16 protein-coding genes and 1 rRNA gene are annotated in these 17,812 nt (G+C 39.5%); 16 read left to right on the top strand and 1 reads right to left on the bottom strand.

Annotation, left to right across the window (positions count from 1 at the left end; all coding sequences use genetic code 11):
* Window positions 1-100, top strand: a 5S ribosomal RNA gene (rrf, locus tag ACVYAD_RS15685); the annotation flags it as partial.
* A 208-nt stretch (window positions 101-308) separates the two neighbouring features.
* Here rrf and ACVYAD_RS15680 read toward each other — a convergent pair.
* Window positions 309-608, bottom strand: coding sequence for a hypothetical protein (locus ACVYAD_RS15680; protein ID WP_476427074.1), 300 nt, complete (start codon window positions 606-608; stop codon window positions 309-311).
* A 315-nt stretch (window positions 609-923) separates the two neighbouring features.
* Here ACVYAD_RS15680 and ACVYAD_RS15675 point away from each other — a divergent pair, with 315 nt between their 5' ends.
* The 15 genes from ACVYAD_RS15675 to ACVYAD_RS15605 all read left to right on the top strand — a co-directional run bounded on the left by ACVYAD_RS15675 (window position 924) and on the right by ACVYAD_RS15605 (window position 17,788).
* Window positions 924-1,790 carry a MurR/RpiR family transcriptional regulator gene (locus ACVYAD_RS15675; protein WP_476427073.1) on the top strand — a complete coding sequence of 289 codons (867 nt, stop codon included), beginning with the start codon at window positions 924-926 and terminating at the stop codon, window positions 1,788-1,790.
* A gap of 5 nt (window positions 1,791-1,795) precedes the next feature.
* Window positions 1,796-2,911 carry a M20 peptidase aminoacylase family protein gene (locus tag ACVYAD_RS15670; RefSeq protein WP_349662030.1) on the top strand — a complete coding sequence of 372 codons (1,116 nt, stop codon included), beginning with the start codon at window positions 1,796-1,798 and terminating at the stop codon, window positions 2,909-2,911.
* A 45-nt stretch (window positions 2,912-2,956) separates the two neighbouring features.
* Window positions 2,957-3,796, top strand: a complete 840-nt coding sequence (locus ACVYAD_RS15665; protein WP_476427071.1) for a GNAT family N-acetyltransferase — start codon at window positions 2,957-2,959, stop codon at window positions 3,794-3,796.
* A complete protein-coding gene (gene menC / locus ACVYAD_RS15660; protein ID WP_349662028.1) occupies window positions 3,771-4,877 on the top strand; it encodes an o-succinylbenzoate synthase in 1,107 nt (368 codons plus the stop codon). Before ACVYAD_RS15665 ends, menC begins: the two co-directional genes overlap by 26 nt.
* Before the next feature lie 192 nt (window positions 4,878-5,069).
* Entirely contained in the window at window positions 5,070-6,122 is a 1,053-nt protein-coding gene (locus ACVYAD_RS15655; RefSeq protein WP_476427070.1) for a YkvI family membrane protein, read from the top strand.
* A gap of 432 nt (window positions 6,123-6,554) precedes the next feature.
* The gene (locus ACVYAD_RS15650) at window positions 6,555-7,202 is read left to right on the top strand and encodes a TetR/AcrR family transcriptional regulator (protein WP_349662034.1); all 648 of its coding nucleotides are present in this window, start codon (window positions 6,555-6,557) and stop codon (window positions 7,200-7,202) included.
* 234 nt (window positions 7,203-7,436) lie between these two features.
* A complete protein-coding gene (locus ACVYAD_RS15645) occupies window positions 7,437-8,579 on the top strand; it encodes an acyl-CoA dehydrogenase (protein ID WP_349662026.1) in 1,143 nt (380 codons plus the stop codon).
* A 280-nt stretch (window positions 8,580-8,859) separates the two neighbouring features.
* Complete coding sequence (locus tag ACVYAD_RS15640) at window positions 8,860-10,494, top strand: AMP-binding protein (RefSeq protein ID WP_476427069.1); 1,635 nt, start codon at window positions 8,860-8,862, stop codon at window positions 10,492-10,494.
* Between the two features lie 16 nt (window positions 10,495-10,510).
* A complete protein-coding gene (locus tag ACVYAD_RS15635; protein WP_476427068.1) occupies window positions 10,511-11,869 on the top strand; it encodes an acetyl-CoA carboxylase biotin carboxylase subunit in 1,359 nt (452 codons plus the stop codon).
* 353 nt (window positions 11,870-12,222) lie between these two features.
* Window positions 12,223-12,435, top strand: coding sequence for an acetyl-CoA carboxylase biotin carboxyl carrier protein subunit (locus ACVYAD_RS15630; RefSeq protein WP_036160711.1), 213 nt, complete (start codon window positions 12,223-12,225; stop codon window positions 12,433-12,435).
* Window positions 12,436-12,447: 12 nt separating this feature from the next.
* The gene (locus tag ACVYAD_RS15625) at window positions 12,448-13,365 is read left to right on the top strand and encodes a hydroxymethylglutaryl-CoA lyase (RefSeq protein ID WP_476427067.1); all 918 of its coding nucleotides are present in this window, start codon (window positions 12,448-12,450) and stop codon (window positions 13,363-13,365) included.
* The gene (locus tag ACVYAD_RS15620; protein WP_476427066.1) at window positions 13,362-14,144 is read left to right on the top strand and encodes an enoyl-CoA hydratase; all 783 of its coding nucleotides are present in this window, start codon (window positions 13,362-13,364) and stop codon (window positions 14,142-14,144) included. The genes ACVYAD_RS15625 and ACVYAD_RS15620 overlap by 4 nt, the downstream gene beginning before the upstream one ends.
* A 293-nt stretch (window positions 14,145-14,437) precedes the next feature.
* Window positions 14,438-15,976 carry an acyl-CoA carboxylase subunit beta gene (locus tag ACVYAD_RS15615; protein WP_197139540.1) on the top strand — a complete coding sequence of 513 codons (1,539 nt, stop codon included), beginning with the start codon at window positions 14,438-14,440 and terminating at the stop codon, window positions 15,974-15,976.
* Between the two features lie 233 nt (window positions 15,977-16,209).
* Entirely contained in the window at window positions 16,210-16,773 is a 564-nt protein-coding gene (locus ACVYAD_RS15610) for a VanZ family protein (RefSeq protein ID WP_476427065.1), read from the top strand.
* Between the two features lie 307 nt (window positions 16,774-17,080).
* Window positions 17,081-17,788, top strand: a complete 708-nt coding sequence (locus ACVYAD_RS15605; protein WP_476427064.1) for a hypothetical protein — start codon at window positions 17,081-17,083, stop codon at window positions 17,786-17,788.
* Window positions 17,789-17,812 lie beyond the last annotated feature (24 nt).

Raw genomic sequence — 17,812 nt, 5'->3', positions numbered from 1 at the left:
AAGAGGTCACACCCGTTCCCATACCGAACACGGAAGTTAAGCTCTTTAGCGCCGATGGTAGTTGGGGGCTTCCCCCTGTGAGAGTAGGACGTCGCTAGGCACCTAGAAAAGTCGAGGATTTATTCCTTGGCTTTTTTTGTTTGCAATTTTTTAGAACGAGAGAACTCTCCTTCCTCAAGGGTGTAGGGAGATAACCTAATTCGTTCGAATGCTACACAAAATCTTGAAGTCAGCAAAACAGAGTTAATTTCTTAAGATTAACTCTGCTTTTTTATTTTCCGCAAACCGAATTTTTTACGAAAGCCGCCTCAACTACGCTCACCCTTTTTTCCTAAAACAACTAATAATCCAAGAAAAATATACGGATATGATAGAAGTGTCAATTCAAGAAAGCTTAACCCGAATAATGAAGAATGTTCATCTGCATAATTACCGGCATTAACCAAATATTTACCAATTAATAAATAACTAGATATAGAAAGAATAATCAGTAGTAGCCCAATCATATTAAATTTAAATTTGCAGATTGTATAGATAGTTACTAAAATATAAATCAAACCAAGCAAAATTAATAAGAAGAAAATATACAATGGTTCAAAAACACCCACTAAATCCCTCCTAAATTAAATAATAACTTTCTTGCTCCGTTACTTTAAAACGTTCGAAATGAACAGGAGTTCCAATTATAAACAAATCTTCCGTTTAATATTAACTAAAATTCATTCCTGCTTATTGAACAAACCCACTCGATTGATTGAAAAGCAACAATCTTTTAAAAAACAGCCATTTTCATTGATTTCAGAAGATATAAACAGAACTTTCAGAAAATATATTGTATTGTGAAAAAAACTGTGCTAGGCTATGTATCATGCAGAATGAAGTTCAAACTTCAAAAATAAAATAAAAAAGGATGTACTTCTTTGATGGATAATCAAACAATTCACCAAGTCATTCAACATAAATACCAGGAACTTTCAAAGAGTCAGCAGAAGGTAGCTGTCTTTATTCTCAAAAATATGCAGAATGCAGGTATTCATTCAGCTGCATATGTGGGGGATAGGGCAGGGGTAAGTGAAACGACAGTTATCCGCTTTTGCTACGCTATAGGATTATCGGGTTATGCTGAGTTGCAACGTGAGATAACGATGCATTTATTCAATGAAGGAAATACTAGTAGCTTGCAAAATTATTTGCAATCAAAACAGGCACTTTTTGAAACGCCGCGGTTTTATGAAAAAACGATGGAAAAGGATGCATCTAGCATTTTAAACGTTGCAAAGAACATTAACGAAGAAGATTTTAATCGTGCTTCCGTCTTGCTGCATACGAAGAAAAAAATTTATATTGTTGGGAATGGTTCGTCCCATTTAGCGGCACAATGGTTGTATTTTACGTTAAATATGCTACGTTCTAACGTCGTGATTTTAGATTTTGAAACTAGTGAAATCATTAGAGCTTTACAAGAAATCGATGAGGATAGTGTGGTCATTATTTTATCGTTCCATCGCTATTTTAAAGAGCCGATTCAATTTGCAGCTGAAATTCAAGAAAAACATTGTGAAATCATCGGCATTACAGATTCTAAAATTGCACCTATTACACAATATGCGACGATTACTTTTATAAATGAACAACAAGAAATGTCTACGATTGATGCAATGCCAGCACTGATTTCATTTTTAAATACATTAATTGCAGGTATGACTGCACAGGATCACGACTATTATGAAAATCAACGCGTAAAATATGATGATTTCCAAAATAGCTTTTTAGCAAATCGATGGAGTTGAATAATATGAATCAAGTATTACCTAACTTACAGCCGAGATTGGCAGAGATTTTTACACATTTACATGAGCATCCGGAAATTAGCTGGCAGGAAAAGCAGACAACTAAATACATCGCCAATTTGTTGAAGGAGGCACAGATGGAGCCTCAGTTATTCGAAGATATGACCGGACTGTATGTAGATATTGGGAAAGGAACGCCGAGCGTTGGATTTCGTACGGATATCGATGCACTATGGCAGGAAGTAGATGGTGAATTTAAGGCGAATCATTCTTGTGGTCATGATGGTCATATGACGATGGCTATTGGGACAGCACTAGTGTTGAAGGATATGGAGCATTTGCTTCCCGGTGCAGTACGTATTCTTTTTCAGCCTGCTGAAGAAAAAGCACAAGGTGCTCGAGCATTCGTTGATAAGGGGCTTATTGATCCTCTAGAATACTTATTTGGTGTCCATGTTCGTCCGTTGAAAGAATTACGGGACGGAACGTACGCCCCGGCCTTGTACCACGGTGCGGCAAAGCTTTTTACGGGGACTATTATTGGAGAAGAGGCTCATGGCGCACGACCTGAACTTGGCATTAATGCCATTGAGGTAGGGTCCGCAATTATTGAAGGTTTACAAAAAATCTGGACAGACCCTAATGTCTCTTCGTCAGTCAAAATGACGCAATTTAATGCAGGAGGAACCTCTACGAATATTATTCCAGGAAAAGCAACATTTAGCATTGATGCACGGGCACAAACAAATGAAGTAATGGAGTCTCTCACGGATGGTGTTGAACGTGTAAAAGCATCGGTTGAAGCGATGTATGGAGCCAAAATTTCTTTAACTGTAGATGCACATATCGTTGCAGCATTAGTGAATGATGAGGCCTTACAGCATATGAATTCCGCTATTGTTGACGTGGTTGGGGAAAGCGCATGTACTCCACCAGTCGTTACCCCTGGAGGAGAGGATTTTCATTTTTATACGTATGAGCGTCCAAACCTTAAAGCAACAATGCTTGGCTTAGGTTGTGGTGTAACACCAGGCTTACATCATCCGAAAATGACCTTTAATCGAGAGCGGCTTATTACAGGAGTGAACATTATTACGAGAGCGATTTTACGAGCTTTATAGAACAAGCCGTTCATATAGGATAAAGATATAGAAAGAAGTGATAGGATGATTGACATAAGGGAAATAAAGACAATCGAGCAGCTGGAACAAGTTCAGCAATTGGAATATAACATTTGGGGGATGCCTTCTATTCCCATTCATCAAACGTTAACCGCTGTGAAAAACGGTGGGATCGTTGTGGGTGCCTATGATGGTGAAAAATTAGTTGGCTTTAGCTATGGCTTTTCGGGGTTTCGAGAGGGCAAAAGCTATTTATGCTCTCATATGTTGGGGATAGACGAAAATTACCGCTCTCAAGGAATCGGTGAAAAATTAAAATATGCCCAGCAAGCCATTGCTATAGAGCGGGGCTATGATTTAATGGTATGGACCTTTGATCCGCTGGAAACACGTAATGGTTATCTTAATCTCTCCAAATTAAATGGCATTTGTTATACGTATATAGAAAATTGCTATGGAGAAATGCAGGATGGTTTAAATAAGGGGTTACCCTCTGATCGTTTTGAGGTGAGCTGGTATATAGCCTCTGATTACGTCAATAAAAGCGTTTTAATAGATGCAAAGAATGCCACACCAGTGGCTAACTGTGTACAAAATGAACAAGGATTCTTATTTTTAGAAATAACTGAAAATTTAAAATATAACAGCGATTTATATACGCTGCCTGTACCGAAGGATTTTCAAGCATTGAAGTTGCAAGACCCGACATTAGCATTGGACTGGCGCTTCAAAACGAGACGCATATTACAACAATTGTTTGCACAAGGTTATGCAGCCGTTCAATTGCAACAGCAAGAAAATTACAACGAGTATGTTCTTGTTAAATTAGAAACTTTAGGACTGGAAGGAGCAAAGCAATATGAAAATAACGGAATGTACCATTAGGCATTTAAAGATGAAATTAAAAGAACCATTTACAACAAGCTTTGGCACATTTGATGATAAGGATTTTTTAGTTTTAGAGGCTAAAGATGAATCAGGAACAATCGGTTGGGGAGAATCTGTTGCCTTTCATTCTCCTTGGTACAACGAGGAAACATTACAAACGAACTGGCACATGCTAGAAGATTTCTTAATTCCTCTTATTTTAAATAAAGAACTTCAGCATCCAGATGAGGTCAATGAGCTATTTAAACCGATTCGTAAAAATAATATGGCGAAATCAACGATAGAAGGTGCTATTTGGGATATTTACGCCCAACAGACGAATCAATCTCTCGCGGCTGCACTTGGTGGTAAAAAGGACAATATTGAAGTTGGGATCAGTATCGGTATTCAAAAATCAATCGAGGACTTAGTGGCGTTAGTAGATGGTTTTGTGAATGAAGGCTATAAACGAATGAAGATTAAAATCAAACCGGGTTGGGATGTAGAAGTAATGCGTACATTACGTGAGACGTTCCCAGATGTGGCGTTTATGGCGGATGCGAACTCAGCTTATCGTCTCACAGATGCTGAAACGCTCAAACAGCTAGATGCTTTTAATTTAACAATGATTGAGCAGCCATTGGCGTCAGATGACATTATTGATCACGCAGCTTTACAAAAATTAATCGATACGCCTATCTGCTTAGATGAAAGTATCCATTCATTAGAAGATGCACGTAAAGCTGTTGAATTGGGCAGTACTAAAATTATTAACATTAAAATTGGACGTGTCGGTGGTTTAACTGAAGCCAAGAAAATACATGATTATTGTGAGGCGAATGACATTCCTGTTTGGTGTGGCGGCATGCTGGAGTCGGGTATTGGTCGTGCACATAATGTGGCGTTAACTACATTATCGAATTTTATTTTACCTGGTGATACAGCAGGTTCCAGTCGATATTGGGAAAAAGACATTATCGACCCAGAAGTTGTGGTGAAGGACGGTCTTATTGAAGTTCCTCAAAAAGCGGGTATCGGTTATGAAGTAAATAGAGAGACGATCGACTTGTTTACAGTAGCACAGAAAACTTATAAATAATGTGACTTCCGCTGAAATAGAGGAGCTCAGGCTAAGAACTTCACATCCTGTGGAAACGCCTGAATGATCAGGATAGTGCTGTTGCTGGCGCTACGCTTTCACGCAAAAGCCATTTGTTGGCCTATAGCCTGCAGTGGATGACATGGAATTATGCCGAGGCATAGTTGATTTAAATAGAAAAGCAGGTGTTCTATGAAAAAAAGTTGGCAGATAGGTGGCGCATTTGTAGGATTAATCGTTGGTGCTGGCTTTGCATCAGGACAAGAAATTATGCAATACTTTACGAGTTTTGGTCTTTACGGTATAGCAGGAGGAATTGTCGCAACAATCGCATTTGCTTTTTTAGGGATGAGTCTAGCGCAATTAGGGGCAGATTCACAAACGACATCTCATAAAGAAGTAATCTATCAAATCGGTGGGCGTTATGTTGGCGTACTATTAGATATAGTCATAACGTTCTTCTTATTTGGTGTAGCGGTTGTTATGTTTGCGGGATCAGGGTCAACGTTTGAGCAAATGTTCGGTATGAACCCGATGATCGGCAGCATTTTCATGGTAATCATTACGATTTTAACGCTGCTATTAAATGTGAAAAATATTATTAATATAATAGCTTTAGTGACGCCATATTTAATGGGGATTGTTTTTATCATATTAATTTACTCTATTTTCACAATGGACTTAACAATTGCAGAACAGAATGTGCTAGCGAAAGAGCAATCATCTGCGGCTTCCAATTGGCTAGTAGGTGCACTCCTCTATGTATCTTATAACATAGCTGCTGGTACGGCGATGCTAATTGTTATGGGGGGGACGGTTAAAGAGCGTAAGATTGCTGGTTTAGGCGGTTTTCTTGGTGGTATTATGCTCGGTGTTTTAATCATACTTATTAATATTGCTTTATTCGTTAAAATGGACGTAGTTGGTGGGACAGCGATGCCAACATTAGAGCTAGCCAAACAAATTCATCCTGTAGTGGGGATTTTAATGTCTATTGCTTTATTAGGCATGATGTACAATACGGCTGTAGGAATGCTTTACGCCTTTACAGTACGTTTTATAGCGCCTGACCATAAATATTTTAAAATAGGAATCGTGGTAATTGGTTTAATAGGCTTTGTTGCGAGTTTAGTTGGGTTCACGACATTAGTTGGAAAGGTTTATTCAACAATGGGCTATTTAGGTTTTGCATTAATTATTGCAATAATCATCTCTTGGTTACGTAGAATACCAAAAGCTTCATAACTATGTTTTGTAGATTCTCTAGTGTTTTTGTACAACACTAGGGAATTTTTTTGAGATTTTAGTAATAAAATAAAATGGAAAGCATACAGTAATTGTAGGTTTTTTTATTTGTAGTGATTTTTAAAATTCTACTTTATGTAAAATAAATTCTCGAAAAATTAATTATATCCTATATAGACGCTAGACACTATTTTTTAGAAATGCTATATTAATGATGTCATAGTTTTTTAATAATTAGGAAAATTAAGGGGTTGTCAACAGAATTATAGGGTGGCATTGCATATTGTTAAAACGTATGTCATAGAGACTGGACGCCCTTAAGAAAGCGCTCAGTCGGAACGGAAATCAACATACATTATGCGATAACCTACAACCTTTTCTAATTATAAGAAGTGATTGAGTAAAGAGTTATAAGAAGGATGATAGATGTCTATGGTAAAGAAAACATTAAAACAACGCATTGTTGACGCTTCTGTAGTGCTATTTCAGCAAGATGGCTATCACAATGTAACTGTTGATCGCATTGTTGAATATATTGGTGCATCAAAGGGTGGATTTTATCATAATTTTAAATCGAAAGATGAACTGTTATATGAAATTCACGATGTATTTATTTCGTATGTGATTAAACAGTCACAGGAGGCATATGACAAATACGAGACACCGATTACACGTTTATGTGCAATGCTGCAAACACTAACACAAGTGTTTGATATGTATCAAGCGCATATTACGGTTTTTTACGAGGAAAGTCATTCCTTGGCACAGGAATATAGTGAAATCATTCATAAAAAACGAGACCAATATCGGGATATTTTACAAAGAGTCATAGAGGAAGGCCAGCAAACAAAGGATTTTCGTACAGAACTACCTTGTACTATTGTAACGATGGCTATTGTCGGGATGATTAACTGGACATACAAATGGTTTAAGCAATCAGGTCCATTAACAATGGAGGAAATTACAGAAGTATTTACGGATATGATATTGCGTGCGATTGTCACTGAACAAGCAATGGACGAAGCAATTCAATTTATGGTCAAGGGGAAGCCAGCAACGACTGGTTTTATTAATATTTAAAACAAACCGACTAGTCGGTATTAACTTATTTCAACGCGTATCCAAACACCCGTTGAAATAGAGGAACTCAGTCTAAGACCGCCACGTCCTGTGGCAACGACTGAATGACCAGTATCACGTTGGTCCAAAGCCTTTGGCAAATGTCACGGAGTTATGCCGAGGCATAATTGATTTATTACAGCTGTCATCTGAACGAAATCTGCTATGGCAAATTAAACATTAGGGGGACTGGGGATGAACTTTGAACTAACGAAAGAGCAAGAGATGATTCGAGATATGGTACGTGATTTTGCTGAAAAAGAAATTAAACCGTATGCTCGTGAGATTGACGAGACATCGACGATGAGAATAGAGAGCTTTAAAAAGATGGCAGAGCTAGGCTTATTAGGGATCCCGTTTCCTGAAGAGTACGGCGGTTCAGGCGGAGATACTGTTTCCTATGCACTTGCTGTTGAAGAAATCGGACGTGCATGTGGCGGCACAGGATTAAGCTATGCAGCCGCAGTTAGCTTAGGTGCTTCGCCTATTTACAATTTCGGCACAGAGGAGCAAAAGCAAGAATGGCTTGTTCCGTTAGCGAAGGGAGAAACATTAGGTTCGTTTGGTCTAACAGAGCCAAATGCAGGTTCAGATGCTGGTGGAACACTTACAACAGCTGTAATTGATGGTGATGATTACATCATTAATGGTGAAAAATGCTGGATCACAAACGCGGGCTTTGCACGTCAAATTATTGTGACAGCAGTGACAGGTAAACGTGAAGATGGTAAAAAAATTATTTCATCTATCATTGTACCAACTAACACTCCTGGCGTAACGATCAACTGCAATTACGACAAAATGGGCGTACGTGGTTCCAATACGTGTGAGATTATTTTGCAAAATGTTCGTGTACCAAGAGCTAATCTTTTAGGGGATGAAAAACGAGGATTTAGCCAATTTTTAAATACGTTAGACGGTGGGCGTATTTCCATTGCTGCATTATCAGTAGGAATTGCACAGGCAGCTTATGAGAAAGCATTAAAATACGCTAAAGAACGTGAACAATTTGGTGCACCTATATCAAAACTTCAGGCAATACAATTTAAATTAGCCGATATGGCAATGGAAATAGAGCTTGCACGTACGTTAGTACATAAGGCGGCATGGCTTAAAGATCAAAAGAAACCATTCGGGAAGGAAGCGGCAATGGCAAAATTATTTGCCTCTGAAATGGGCTTCCGCACTTGTAATCAAGCAATTCAAATTCACGGTGGTTCAGGGTATATGAAAGAATACGACGTAGAGCGTCATTTGCGTGACATTAAGTTAATGGAAATCGGTGAGGGAACATCTGAAATTCAACGTCTCGTTATTTCTCGTCTAATTGGTTGCTAATCATAATCAATTATGGCTCGGCATAGTTGCGTCCGGAATCGGCTTTGTGCTAGCACAAAGCACTCCTTTCCGATTCTGTGACATCCGCTGGAGGCTTTGGGCCAACTGATGTTGGTCACTCAGTCTTTGCCACAGGACGTGGCGTTCTTAGACTGAGTTCCTCTATTTCAGCAGGTGTTTGGACATCCACTGGAAAGTAGCTTAAACAAGCATTCATTTCACCACTTATAGAGATGTGAGATGAATGCTGAAAGAAGTTAAATAGCATAGGGGGATTTTCATGGCAGAACTTGTGTATCAAACTATTGGTCAATTGCTAGATGAACAATCTAAACAATATCCACAACGCGAAGCATTAGTGTATGCAGATAGGGATTTACGTATGACTTATGAGGAGCTCAATCGGCAAAGTCGTTTAGTCGCTAGAGGGTTGATGGCTCTTGGAATAGAGAAGAGTGAGCATATTGCAGTTTGGACGACTAATGTTCCAGAATGGGTACAGTTGCAATTTGGTACAGGTAAAATGGGAGCCCCAATCGTCACTGTAAACACTAATTATCGTTCAAGCGAGTTGGAATATTTATTGAAGCAATCCGATGCAAAAACGATTATTTTAATTGAAAATTATCGAGACCATTCTTTTATAAATACACTGCAAGAGTTATGTCCAGAGCTTGAACATTGTGAACCAGGCAATTTGCAATCAGAGCGACTACCTTTATTAAAAAATGTTATTTTAATTGGCGAGACAAAATATCCCGGAGTGCTAAACTGGTCTGATGTGTTATCTGCTGCAGAGCAAATAACAGAGGAGCAATTAGACCAAAGACAGCAAGCACTTCATTATGATGATGTTATTAATATTCAATATACTTCAGGAACAACAGGTTTTCCGAAAGGTGTTATGTTAACGCATTATAACTTAGTCAATAATGCGATTAATATTGCAGAATGTATGCGTTTAACTTACGAAGATCGCTTGTGCATTCCTGTCCCATTCTTCCATTGCTTTGGTTGTGTAATTGGAACATTAGCGATTACTACTAGTGGTGGGACGATGGTACCAGTGCAAGAGTTTTCACCTACTGAGGTGTTACAAACGGTTGAAAAAGAAAAGTGTACCGCGTTACATGGCGTACCAACGATGTTCATTAGTGAACTTAATTTACCGAATTTTGCATCTTTTGATCTATCAACGTTGCGTACTGGAGTAATGGCTGGCTCTAACTGTCCGATCGAGGTTATGAAAGCAGTTATCGACAAAATGGGTATGAAGGATATTACGATTTGTTACGGGCAAACAGAAGCCTCACCTGTTATTACACAAACGAGAGCTGATGACCCGCTACTGTTAAAGGTGGAAACAGTTGGCCGCGCATTGCCAAATCTAGAAGTTAAAATTGTCATTCCTGGTACGAACGAAGAAGCTGCGCCGAATGAGCAAGGGGAGCTATGTACGAGAGGCTACCATGTCATGAAAGGTTACTATAATAACCCAGAAGAAACGCTTCTTGCAATAGATGAGGATAACTGGCTGCATACTGGGGATTTGGCAACGATGGATGAGGCGGGCTATATACGTGTAACAGGGCGTTTAAAAGATATGATTATTCGTGGCGGTGAAAATATATCTCCTCGAGAAATTGAAGAATTCCTTTATACACACCCAAAAATTGCGGATGTACAGGTTGCAGGTGTTCCTGATCCTGTTTATGGAGAGGAAGCGGCAGCCTGGATTATTTTGCGAGAAGAAGAGCAGGCAACAGAGGAAGAGATTCGAGATTATTGTCGGGATAAAATCTCTAGACATAAAATACCACGACATATTTTCTTTATCGAGGACTATCCAATGACTGCATCTGGAAAAGTACAAAAGTTTAAATTACGAGAAAATTTTGTTCCTACAGTGAAGTAAAAAGGGGGTCAGACTTATGTTCAAGAAGGTGTTAATTGCCAATCGTGGAGAGATAGCTAGACGTGTTATAAGAACATGCAAACGGCTAAATGTTCAAACAGTTGCAGTCTATTCTGAGGCAGACGCTGAAAGCTTACATGTGAAGGATGCAGATGAGGCGTTCTGCCTTGGAAAGCCACCTGTTGCCCAAAGCTATTTAAATATTGATCGTATTCTTGAAGTTGCGAAGGAAAGTGGCGCTGACGCAATTCATCCTGGCTATGGCTTATTATCAGAAAACGCTGAGTTTGCTAAACGTTGTACAGAAGCGGGCCTCGTATTTATTGGGCCAAGCGCGGACGTAATTGCTTCGATGGGTAGTAAATTAGAAGCTCGAAAAACAATGAAAGCTGCCGGTGTACCAATTGTTGAAGGTGTAGAGACACCGGTAAAAGATGTCGCGGAAGCTATTGAAATTGCTTCCCGCCTAGGCTATCCGATTATGTTAAAAGCCTCTGCTGGCGGTGGAGGGATCGGCATGCAGCTCGTTGAAAATGCCGAGCAATTAGCAAAAGCCTTTGAGGGGAATCAAAAGCGTGCACAGTCATTCTTTGGTGATGGCACGATGTATATGGAACGATTTATTGCGGATCCTCACCACGTCGAGGTACAAATTATTGCAGACCATGAAGGTAATGTCGTACCACTATTTGAACGTGAGTGTTCGATTCAACGTCGAAATCAAAAAGTAGTCGAGGAAGCGCCATCTCCATTCATTTCTGAGGAAACAAGAAAAAGAATGCTAGATGCATCAGTTAAGGCAGTTCAGCATATTGGCTATGTGAATGCTGGTACGATTGAGTATTTAGTAGATGCGGAGCAAAACTTTTATTTTTTAGAGATGAATACGCGCCTACAAGTGGAACATCCGGTGACGGAGGAAATTACAAAGCTAGATCTTGTGGAGGAGCAATTAAAAATTGCGGCAAAACAACCGCTAGCATTTACTCGCGATAGTATACAAAGACAAGGACATGCGATTGAAGTACGTATTTATGCTGAAAATCCGTCAACCTTTTTCCCTTCTCCAGGCACCATTACGGCATTTGAATTGCCTACAGGTGAAGGTATTCGCCATGAATGCGGCGTAGAGGCTGGCACTGCGGTAACACCTTTTTACGACCCAATGATTAGCAAATTAGTTGTGTGGGGAGAAACACGAGCAATTGCGTGTGAAAGACTGATTAAGGCACTTAACGCGTATAAAGTAGAAGGTATTCAAACAAATATTCCGATGTTGTTGAAAACAGTGACACATGAACAATTTTTAAAGGGCTATACAACCACTAAATTTGTGGATGAATATTATTTACCTCAATTAGCAGAGACGAAGTAAGAACATTTATCCTCATGCAGCAGATTCCTGCTGAATGAAGATAATGGCCTCCGGCGGATGTCACGGATTTTAAAAGAAATGAATAAAGGATGTTAGCCTAACACTTTCGCATCCTGCGAAAACGGCTAACTGACCTGCATCGGTAAAAACGCCACGCCCTGTGGCATTACCGAAATGACCGACATCGTGTCGGCCCTCGTGCAGGCCTGTGCACAATTCAAAATCCGGACGCATTGTTTATCTGCGCGAAAGCGAAGCGTCAGCGGTAATTACGCCAAGGCGAAATTGATCAAAGCATGCGCACTTAAACAATGAGTGCGCATGCGTTATTCATACATTTGGAGGGATTTACAATGGCAACAGTTAAAGCGAGCATGGCAGGAACAGTATGGAAAATCGTTGTAGTAGAAGGCGAAAAAGTGACTGCAGGACAAGATGTGGCAATTTTAGAGTCGATGAAAATGGAGATTCCTATTGCAGCAGAAGAAGATGGCGTAGTTACAAAAATCATTGCGAATGAAGGGGATTTCATTAACGTAGATGACGATATTTTAGAAATCGAATAAGGAGGCTTCTTTATGCAGCTACCAAAGCATGTAACGTTAAAGGAAGTTGGTCCTCGTGACGGCTTGCAAAATGAGAAAACGCATATTGCAACTGCCGATAAAGTACAGCTAGTAAATTTACTTAGTCAAACTGGATTGAATTATATCGAGGTAACGTCTTTTGTGCATCCGAAGTGGATTCCGCAGCTGGCTGATGCAGTGGAGGTTCTTCAAGCCATTAAACGTCAAAAAGATATCACGTATGCGGCACTAGTACCGAACATGCGTGGCTTAGAACGTGCATTGCAGGCTGAAATAGACGAAGTGAGCGTTTTTATGTCGGCAAGTGAGAGCCATAACCAAAGTAATATTAATAAATCAATCGATGAAACATTTCCGATATTACAGGAAGTTGTGGACGGGGCAAAGGCAGCGCATAAAAACGTACGAGGCTATATCTCAACGGTGATTGGGTGCCCGTATGAAGGTTACATACAACCAGAAAAAGTTTTGCGAGTAACAGAAAAATTACTGGAAATGGGCGTCGATGAAATTTCTCTTGGTGACACGATTGGCGTTGGTGTACCGACACAGGTGGAAAGCCTTTTAGAAGAATTATTAAAAAGATTCCCTGTAGAAAATTTTGCGATGCATTTTCATGATACACGTGGCACAGCGCTAGCAAATATCGTTAAATCTTTAGAAATGGGCATTACGAAGTTTGATAGTGCGCTTGGTGGACTTGGGGGCTGTCCATATGCCAAAGGAGCATCAGGTAATGTGGCTACGGAAGATTTATTGTATTTATTAAATGGAATGGGTATTAAAACGGGTGTAGAACTGAATAAAGTGCTAGAGGCTGCACTGTTTATTGAACAGAAACTAGGGAAGGCAGTTGCCTCTAAACAAATGGCGATTGCCCGTAATGAAAGGAGTGCGAGTCAAATATGACGCAACTCGTTCGTTTTGAATTATTACATGGTTGCATTGGGCTTATTACCCTTTCAAGACCGGAAGCGGCAAATGCGATGTCTGTACAATTACTCCAAGAGCTTAGCACGACACTCGACAACATAAATGGTGATCCGGCAGTACGAGTCGTCTTACTAACAGGAACGGGGGAAAAAGCCTTTTGCGCAGGAGCAGATTTAAAAGAGCGTAAAGGGATGCCAGACCGACAAGTAAAGCAGATTGTGCAATTAATCGGAGCAACAGTGGCAAAAGTAGAAGCACTCGCTCAACCAGTTATTGCCGTATTAAATGGCGTCGCTTTCGGTGGCGGACTCGAGCTAGCGTTAGCTTGTGATTTACGCATGGCAGCTGCCCATGCCAAGATAGGCCTTACGGAAACCTCTCTCGGCATTATCCCGGGGGCAGGAGGTACACAACGACTTCCGCGACTAATTGGTATTGGAAAAGCGAAAGAATTAATTTATACAGCGCGTCGATTAAATGCAGAGGAAGCAAGAAGTTACGGCATTGTAGAGTATGTTCATGAGGGACATGAAGTACTTGAAAAGGCACAGCAGCTTGCACTTGAAATGGCAAAAAATGCTCCACTTTCTTTAGTACAGGCGAAAATCGCCATGAATCAAGGTGTTGAAGTCGATTTAGCTACTGGTTTAAAAATCGAATCACTCGCATATAATGCTCTGATTCCTACAGAAGATCGATTAGAGGGCTTACTTGCTTTCCAGGAAAAACGAACACCGCAATATGTAGGGAAATAAAGATCTGATAAGAGATTTTGAAAGGTTTTAAAGTAGAATTTTAAAATATTGGCATATCATCAAAAGTGGAGCTAGATGACTTCTTGGGGCTCATCGAACGCCCCTAGGAAGCTCTGCGCGAAAGCGAAGCGACAGCGGCGAATGTTTTAACTGTGCGAAAGCGTAGCGACAGCAACAAAGCGCCCAGCTGGAACGGAAATCAACCCCACGCTATGATGACGAACCAAAATCTAGGTATATTATTAATTATTTATGCTAAGGCGTAACCGTTTAGGCAAAAGGAGGAATTAACTATGAGCAATGTACCGACAGAAAATACGACGAAAACAATGAAGGAACAAATTTTAGCAGGTGGCTTGCCAAAATATCACGATAAAAATGCACAACAAGGAAAGCTATTTGTACGTGAACGACTCGAATTATTATTAGATGATGGGCTTCAATCCGAAGATGGCTTGTATGCGAACTGCTTAGCAGGGGACCTACCAGCAGATGGCGTTATCACAGGAATCGGTAAAATCCATGGTCGTACTGTTTGTGTTTTAGCAAACGATTCGACGATTAAAGCTGGCTCTTGGGGTAAACGTACAGTAGAAAAAATGATTCGTATTCAAGAAACAGCTGAAAAGCTAAATTGCCCATTACTGTATCTAGTCGATTCAGCAGGTGCACGTATTACTGACCAATTAGAAATGTTTCCTGGTCGCAGAGGGGCAGGACGCATCTTCTATAATCAGGTAAAGCTTTCAGGTAAAATTCCTCAAATATGCTTACTGTTTGGGCCTTCTGCGGCAGGTGGTGCCTATATCCCTGCATTCTGCGATATCGTTGTCATGGTAGAGGGCAATGCATCGATGTATTTAGGATCTCCTCGTATGGCGGAAATGGTTATAGGCGAGAAGGTAGATTTGGAAACAATGGGTGGAGCGAAAATGCACTGTTCTGTTTCCGGTTGTGGAGATGTGCTTGCTAAATCAGAACAGGAAGCTATTTCCTATGCTCGTAAATACTTGAGCTATTTCCCGAATAACTATGCAGAGCGTAGTAAGGTAGAAGCTCCAAAACCACCAGCTTCGTTTGAAAAATCGATTGATGAGCTAATACCGAAAAATCAAAACGTTCCTTTTGATATGTATAAGCTAATTGAACGTATTATTGATGAAGATTCGTTCTGTGAAGTAAAAAAATTATTCGCTCCAGAATTAATTACAGGGCTAGGACGCATTAATGGGCAACCCGTTGGAATTATCGCCAACCAACCGCGCGTAAAGGGAGGTGTTTTGTTCCACGATTCAGCTGATAAAGCTGCAAAGTTCATTTCACTTTGTGATGCGTTTAATATTCCGCTTCTTTTCCTTGCCGATGTACCAGGCTTTATGATTGGTACACAGGTTGAAAAAGCAGGGATAATACGCCATGGTGCGAAAATGATTTTTGCAATGAGCGAGGCAACCGTTCCTAAATTAACGGTCATTGTTCGAAAGGCATATGGTGCAGGGCTGTATGCAATGGCAGGTCCAGCTTTTGAGCCAGACTGTTGTATTGCATTATCCAACGCACAAATTGCTGTAATGGGACCTGAAGCTGCAGTTAACGCAGTCTATGCCAATAAAATTGCTGAACTCCCAAAAGAGGAGCAAGCAAGCTTTATTGCAGAGAAACGCAAAGAATATCAAGAGGAAATCGATGTCTATCGTCTAGCTTCAGAGCTGATCATTGACGATGTTATTGAGCCAAATGATTTAAGAAAAGCACTTGAATCACGTTTAGAGCTTTATATGTCAAAGTACTTATTATTCTCAGAACGTAAGCATGGAGTAAATCCAGTATAAAACCTTGAAATAACGCTGTCTCAGCTAATAATTGAGGCAGCTTTTTTTATTTTGTGTTGTATTTGACATGTTGTTCAGTCATCTCTTTTCTAAGCGAGATCGGACAGATGTGAAGGCTATACAATTTGCGATAGTATGCTATAACGCTTTATCCATCTTATTATTACCACTTGCTTAGGGAAGCAGGGAATATTAAAATTATGTGAGGATATAGGGAAGTAGGTGGTATTGGCATGACAAAAAATAGTATACATAGTGGAGCCAAGCTACCGTTACCTTATCGTTCATTAATAGATACATATTATTTACCGATAAAGATAGCAGGGTGGATCTTTTTTTGTATCTATTCTGTAATAGCTTTTTATAAACTAGTCATTGATCGTCTAGTGAATGTGGTCGTTATGTTGTTCAATGGTGAATATTCTTTTGGTGAATTAGGGCTGTTTGATTATAGTAACTGGCGATTAACGACAAATTTTATTCCCTTTGATACAATTCTTCGCTATATAAATTACGCTCAGTATTTTAATGTTGATATCATTATTATTAATTTACTCGGCAATTTATTAATATTTACCCCAATGGGCTTTTTACTACCACTATTATCAAAAAAGTGCCGCAAAGCTTGGATCGTTATTTGTATAGGCTTTATCTCTAGCCTAGCGGTAGAAACTATCCAGTTTATTTTTACGGTTGGCTCAGCAGATATTGATGATTTAATTTTAAATACGCTAGGAGCATGGCTTGGCTACCTAGCCTATAAAAGTATACTTATTAAACCTAAAAAAGATAGATAGAAAACAGTCCTTGCTAAAGGGCTGTTTTTTTAGTGGTGAATTAACACCATTTATAAAGTAATAACAGTAATAATTTTTATTGAAATTATATATTGCAGTAATAAATGAACGAAAAAACAAATTTAACTATAGGTTTTTATGCCTATTTTGACGAAAGTGAATTATTTCGTTAGGAGCTTAGTATTAATTTGCTCTTGAATTTGATAAAGAAAATTCCGATAATTAAGGTACAGAAACTATTCAGAGAAGAAATTATCATATCTATTTTTTAACTCGCATATTAAATAAGAAAGCCGAGGTGAATCATATGAAACTATCAAGTTTATTAGAACAAGAAAGACTGTCATCACACTATAATCGTAAAAAGATTTTACAGCGAAAACAAGCAGGTGATGCATATCGAAAAAATGCAATGTATTTTCCACCAAAGAAAAATCCATTATTGCTTGAGCTAGAAAATTTACTTTTAGGGCATACAGATCAAGAACTCTATGAACAACAAAAAGAGGAATCTAAAGAAGTCACGCCACAACAACAAGCAATCATTCAAGATTTGCAACAAACGAAAAAGAATGTGCTCGCTCATGAGCAAACGCAAAAAGCTGAAGCTCTTGCGTATTCACAGCTAGAGCATGTAAATGTGGAGACGTTACAAATATTAGATCAGGTGAGGAATACAGCGCTAGCCCCCTCGCAGCCATCACCACAAGATTTACGTGTAGCGGCAAGTGCAAATGCTCAAATACAGCATATGCAAGCGCAATTAAATGGTCAAGAGGTAGATGAAAGTGAACCTGCTTTTGTACGTGAAAGTATTGACGTTAATGTACCAGAGCGTTTTTCGAAGGAATTGAAATTGGATCCATTTGCAGATACAATTTTCGGTAAGAGTTATGCGGAGGCATATAAGGCGCGAACATTTAAATCCGCTTCTGAAAAATATGCCACTCATATTCAAATGGCAAAAGAAGGCTATCAACCAGGAAATGACCCTATGTTCTCCATGATAGCCTAATGCTGCAGATAGGAGATTTTTGAC

It is taken from the genome of Lysinibacillus sp. G1-3, assembly GCF_056322905.1.
This window is presented reverse-complemented; position numbering and strand designations above follow the sequence as displayed.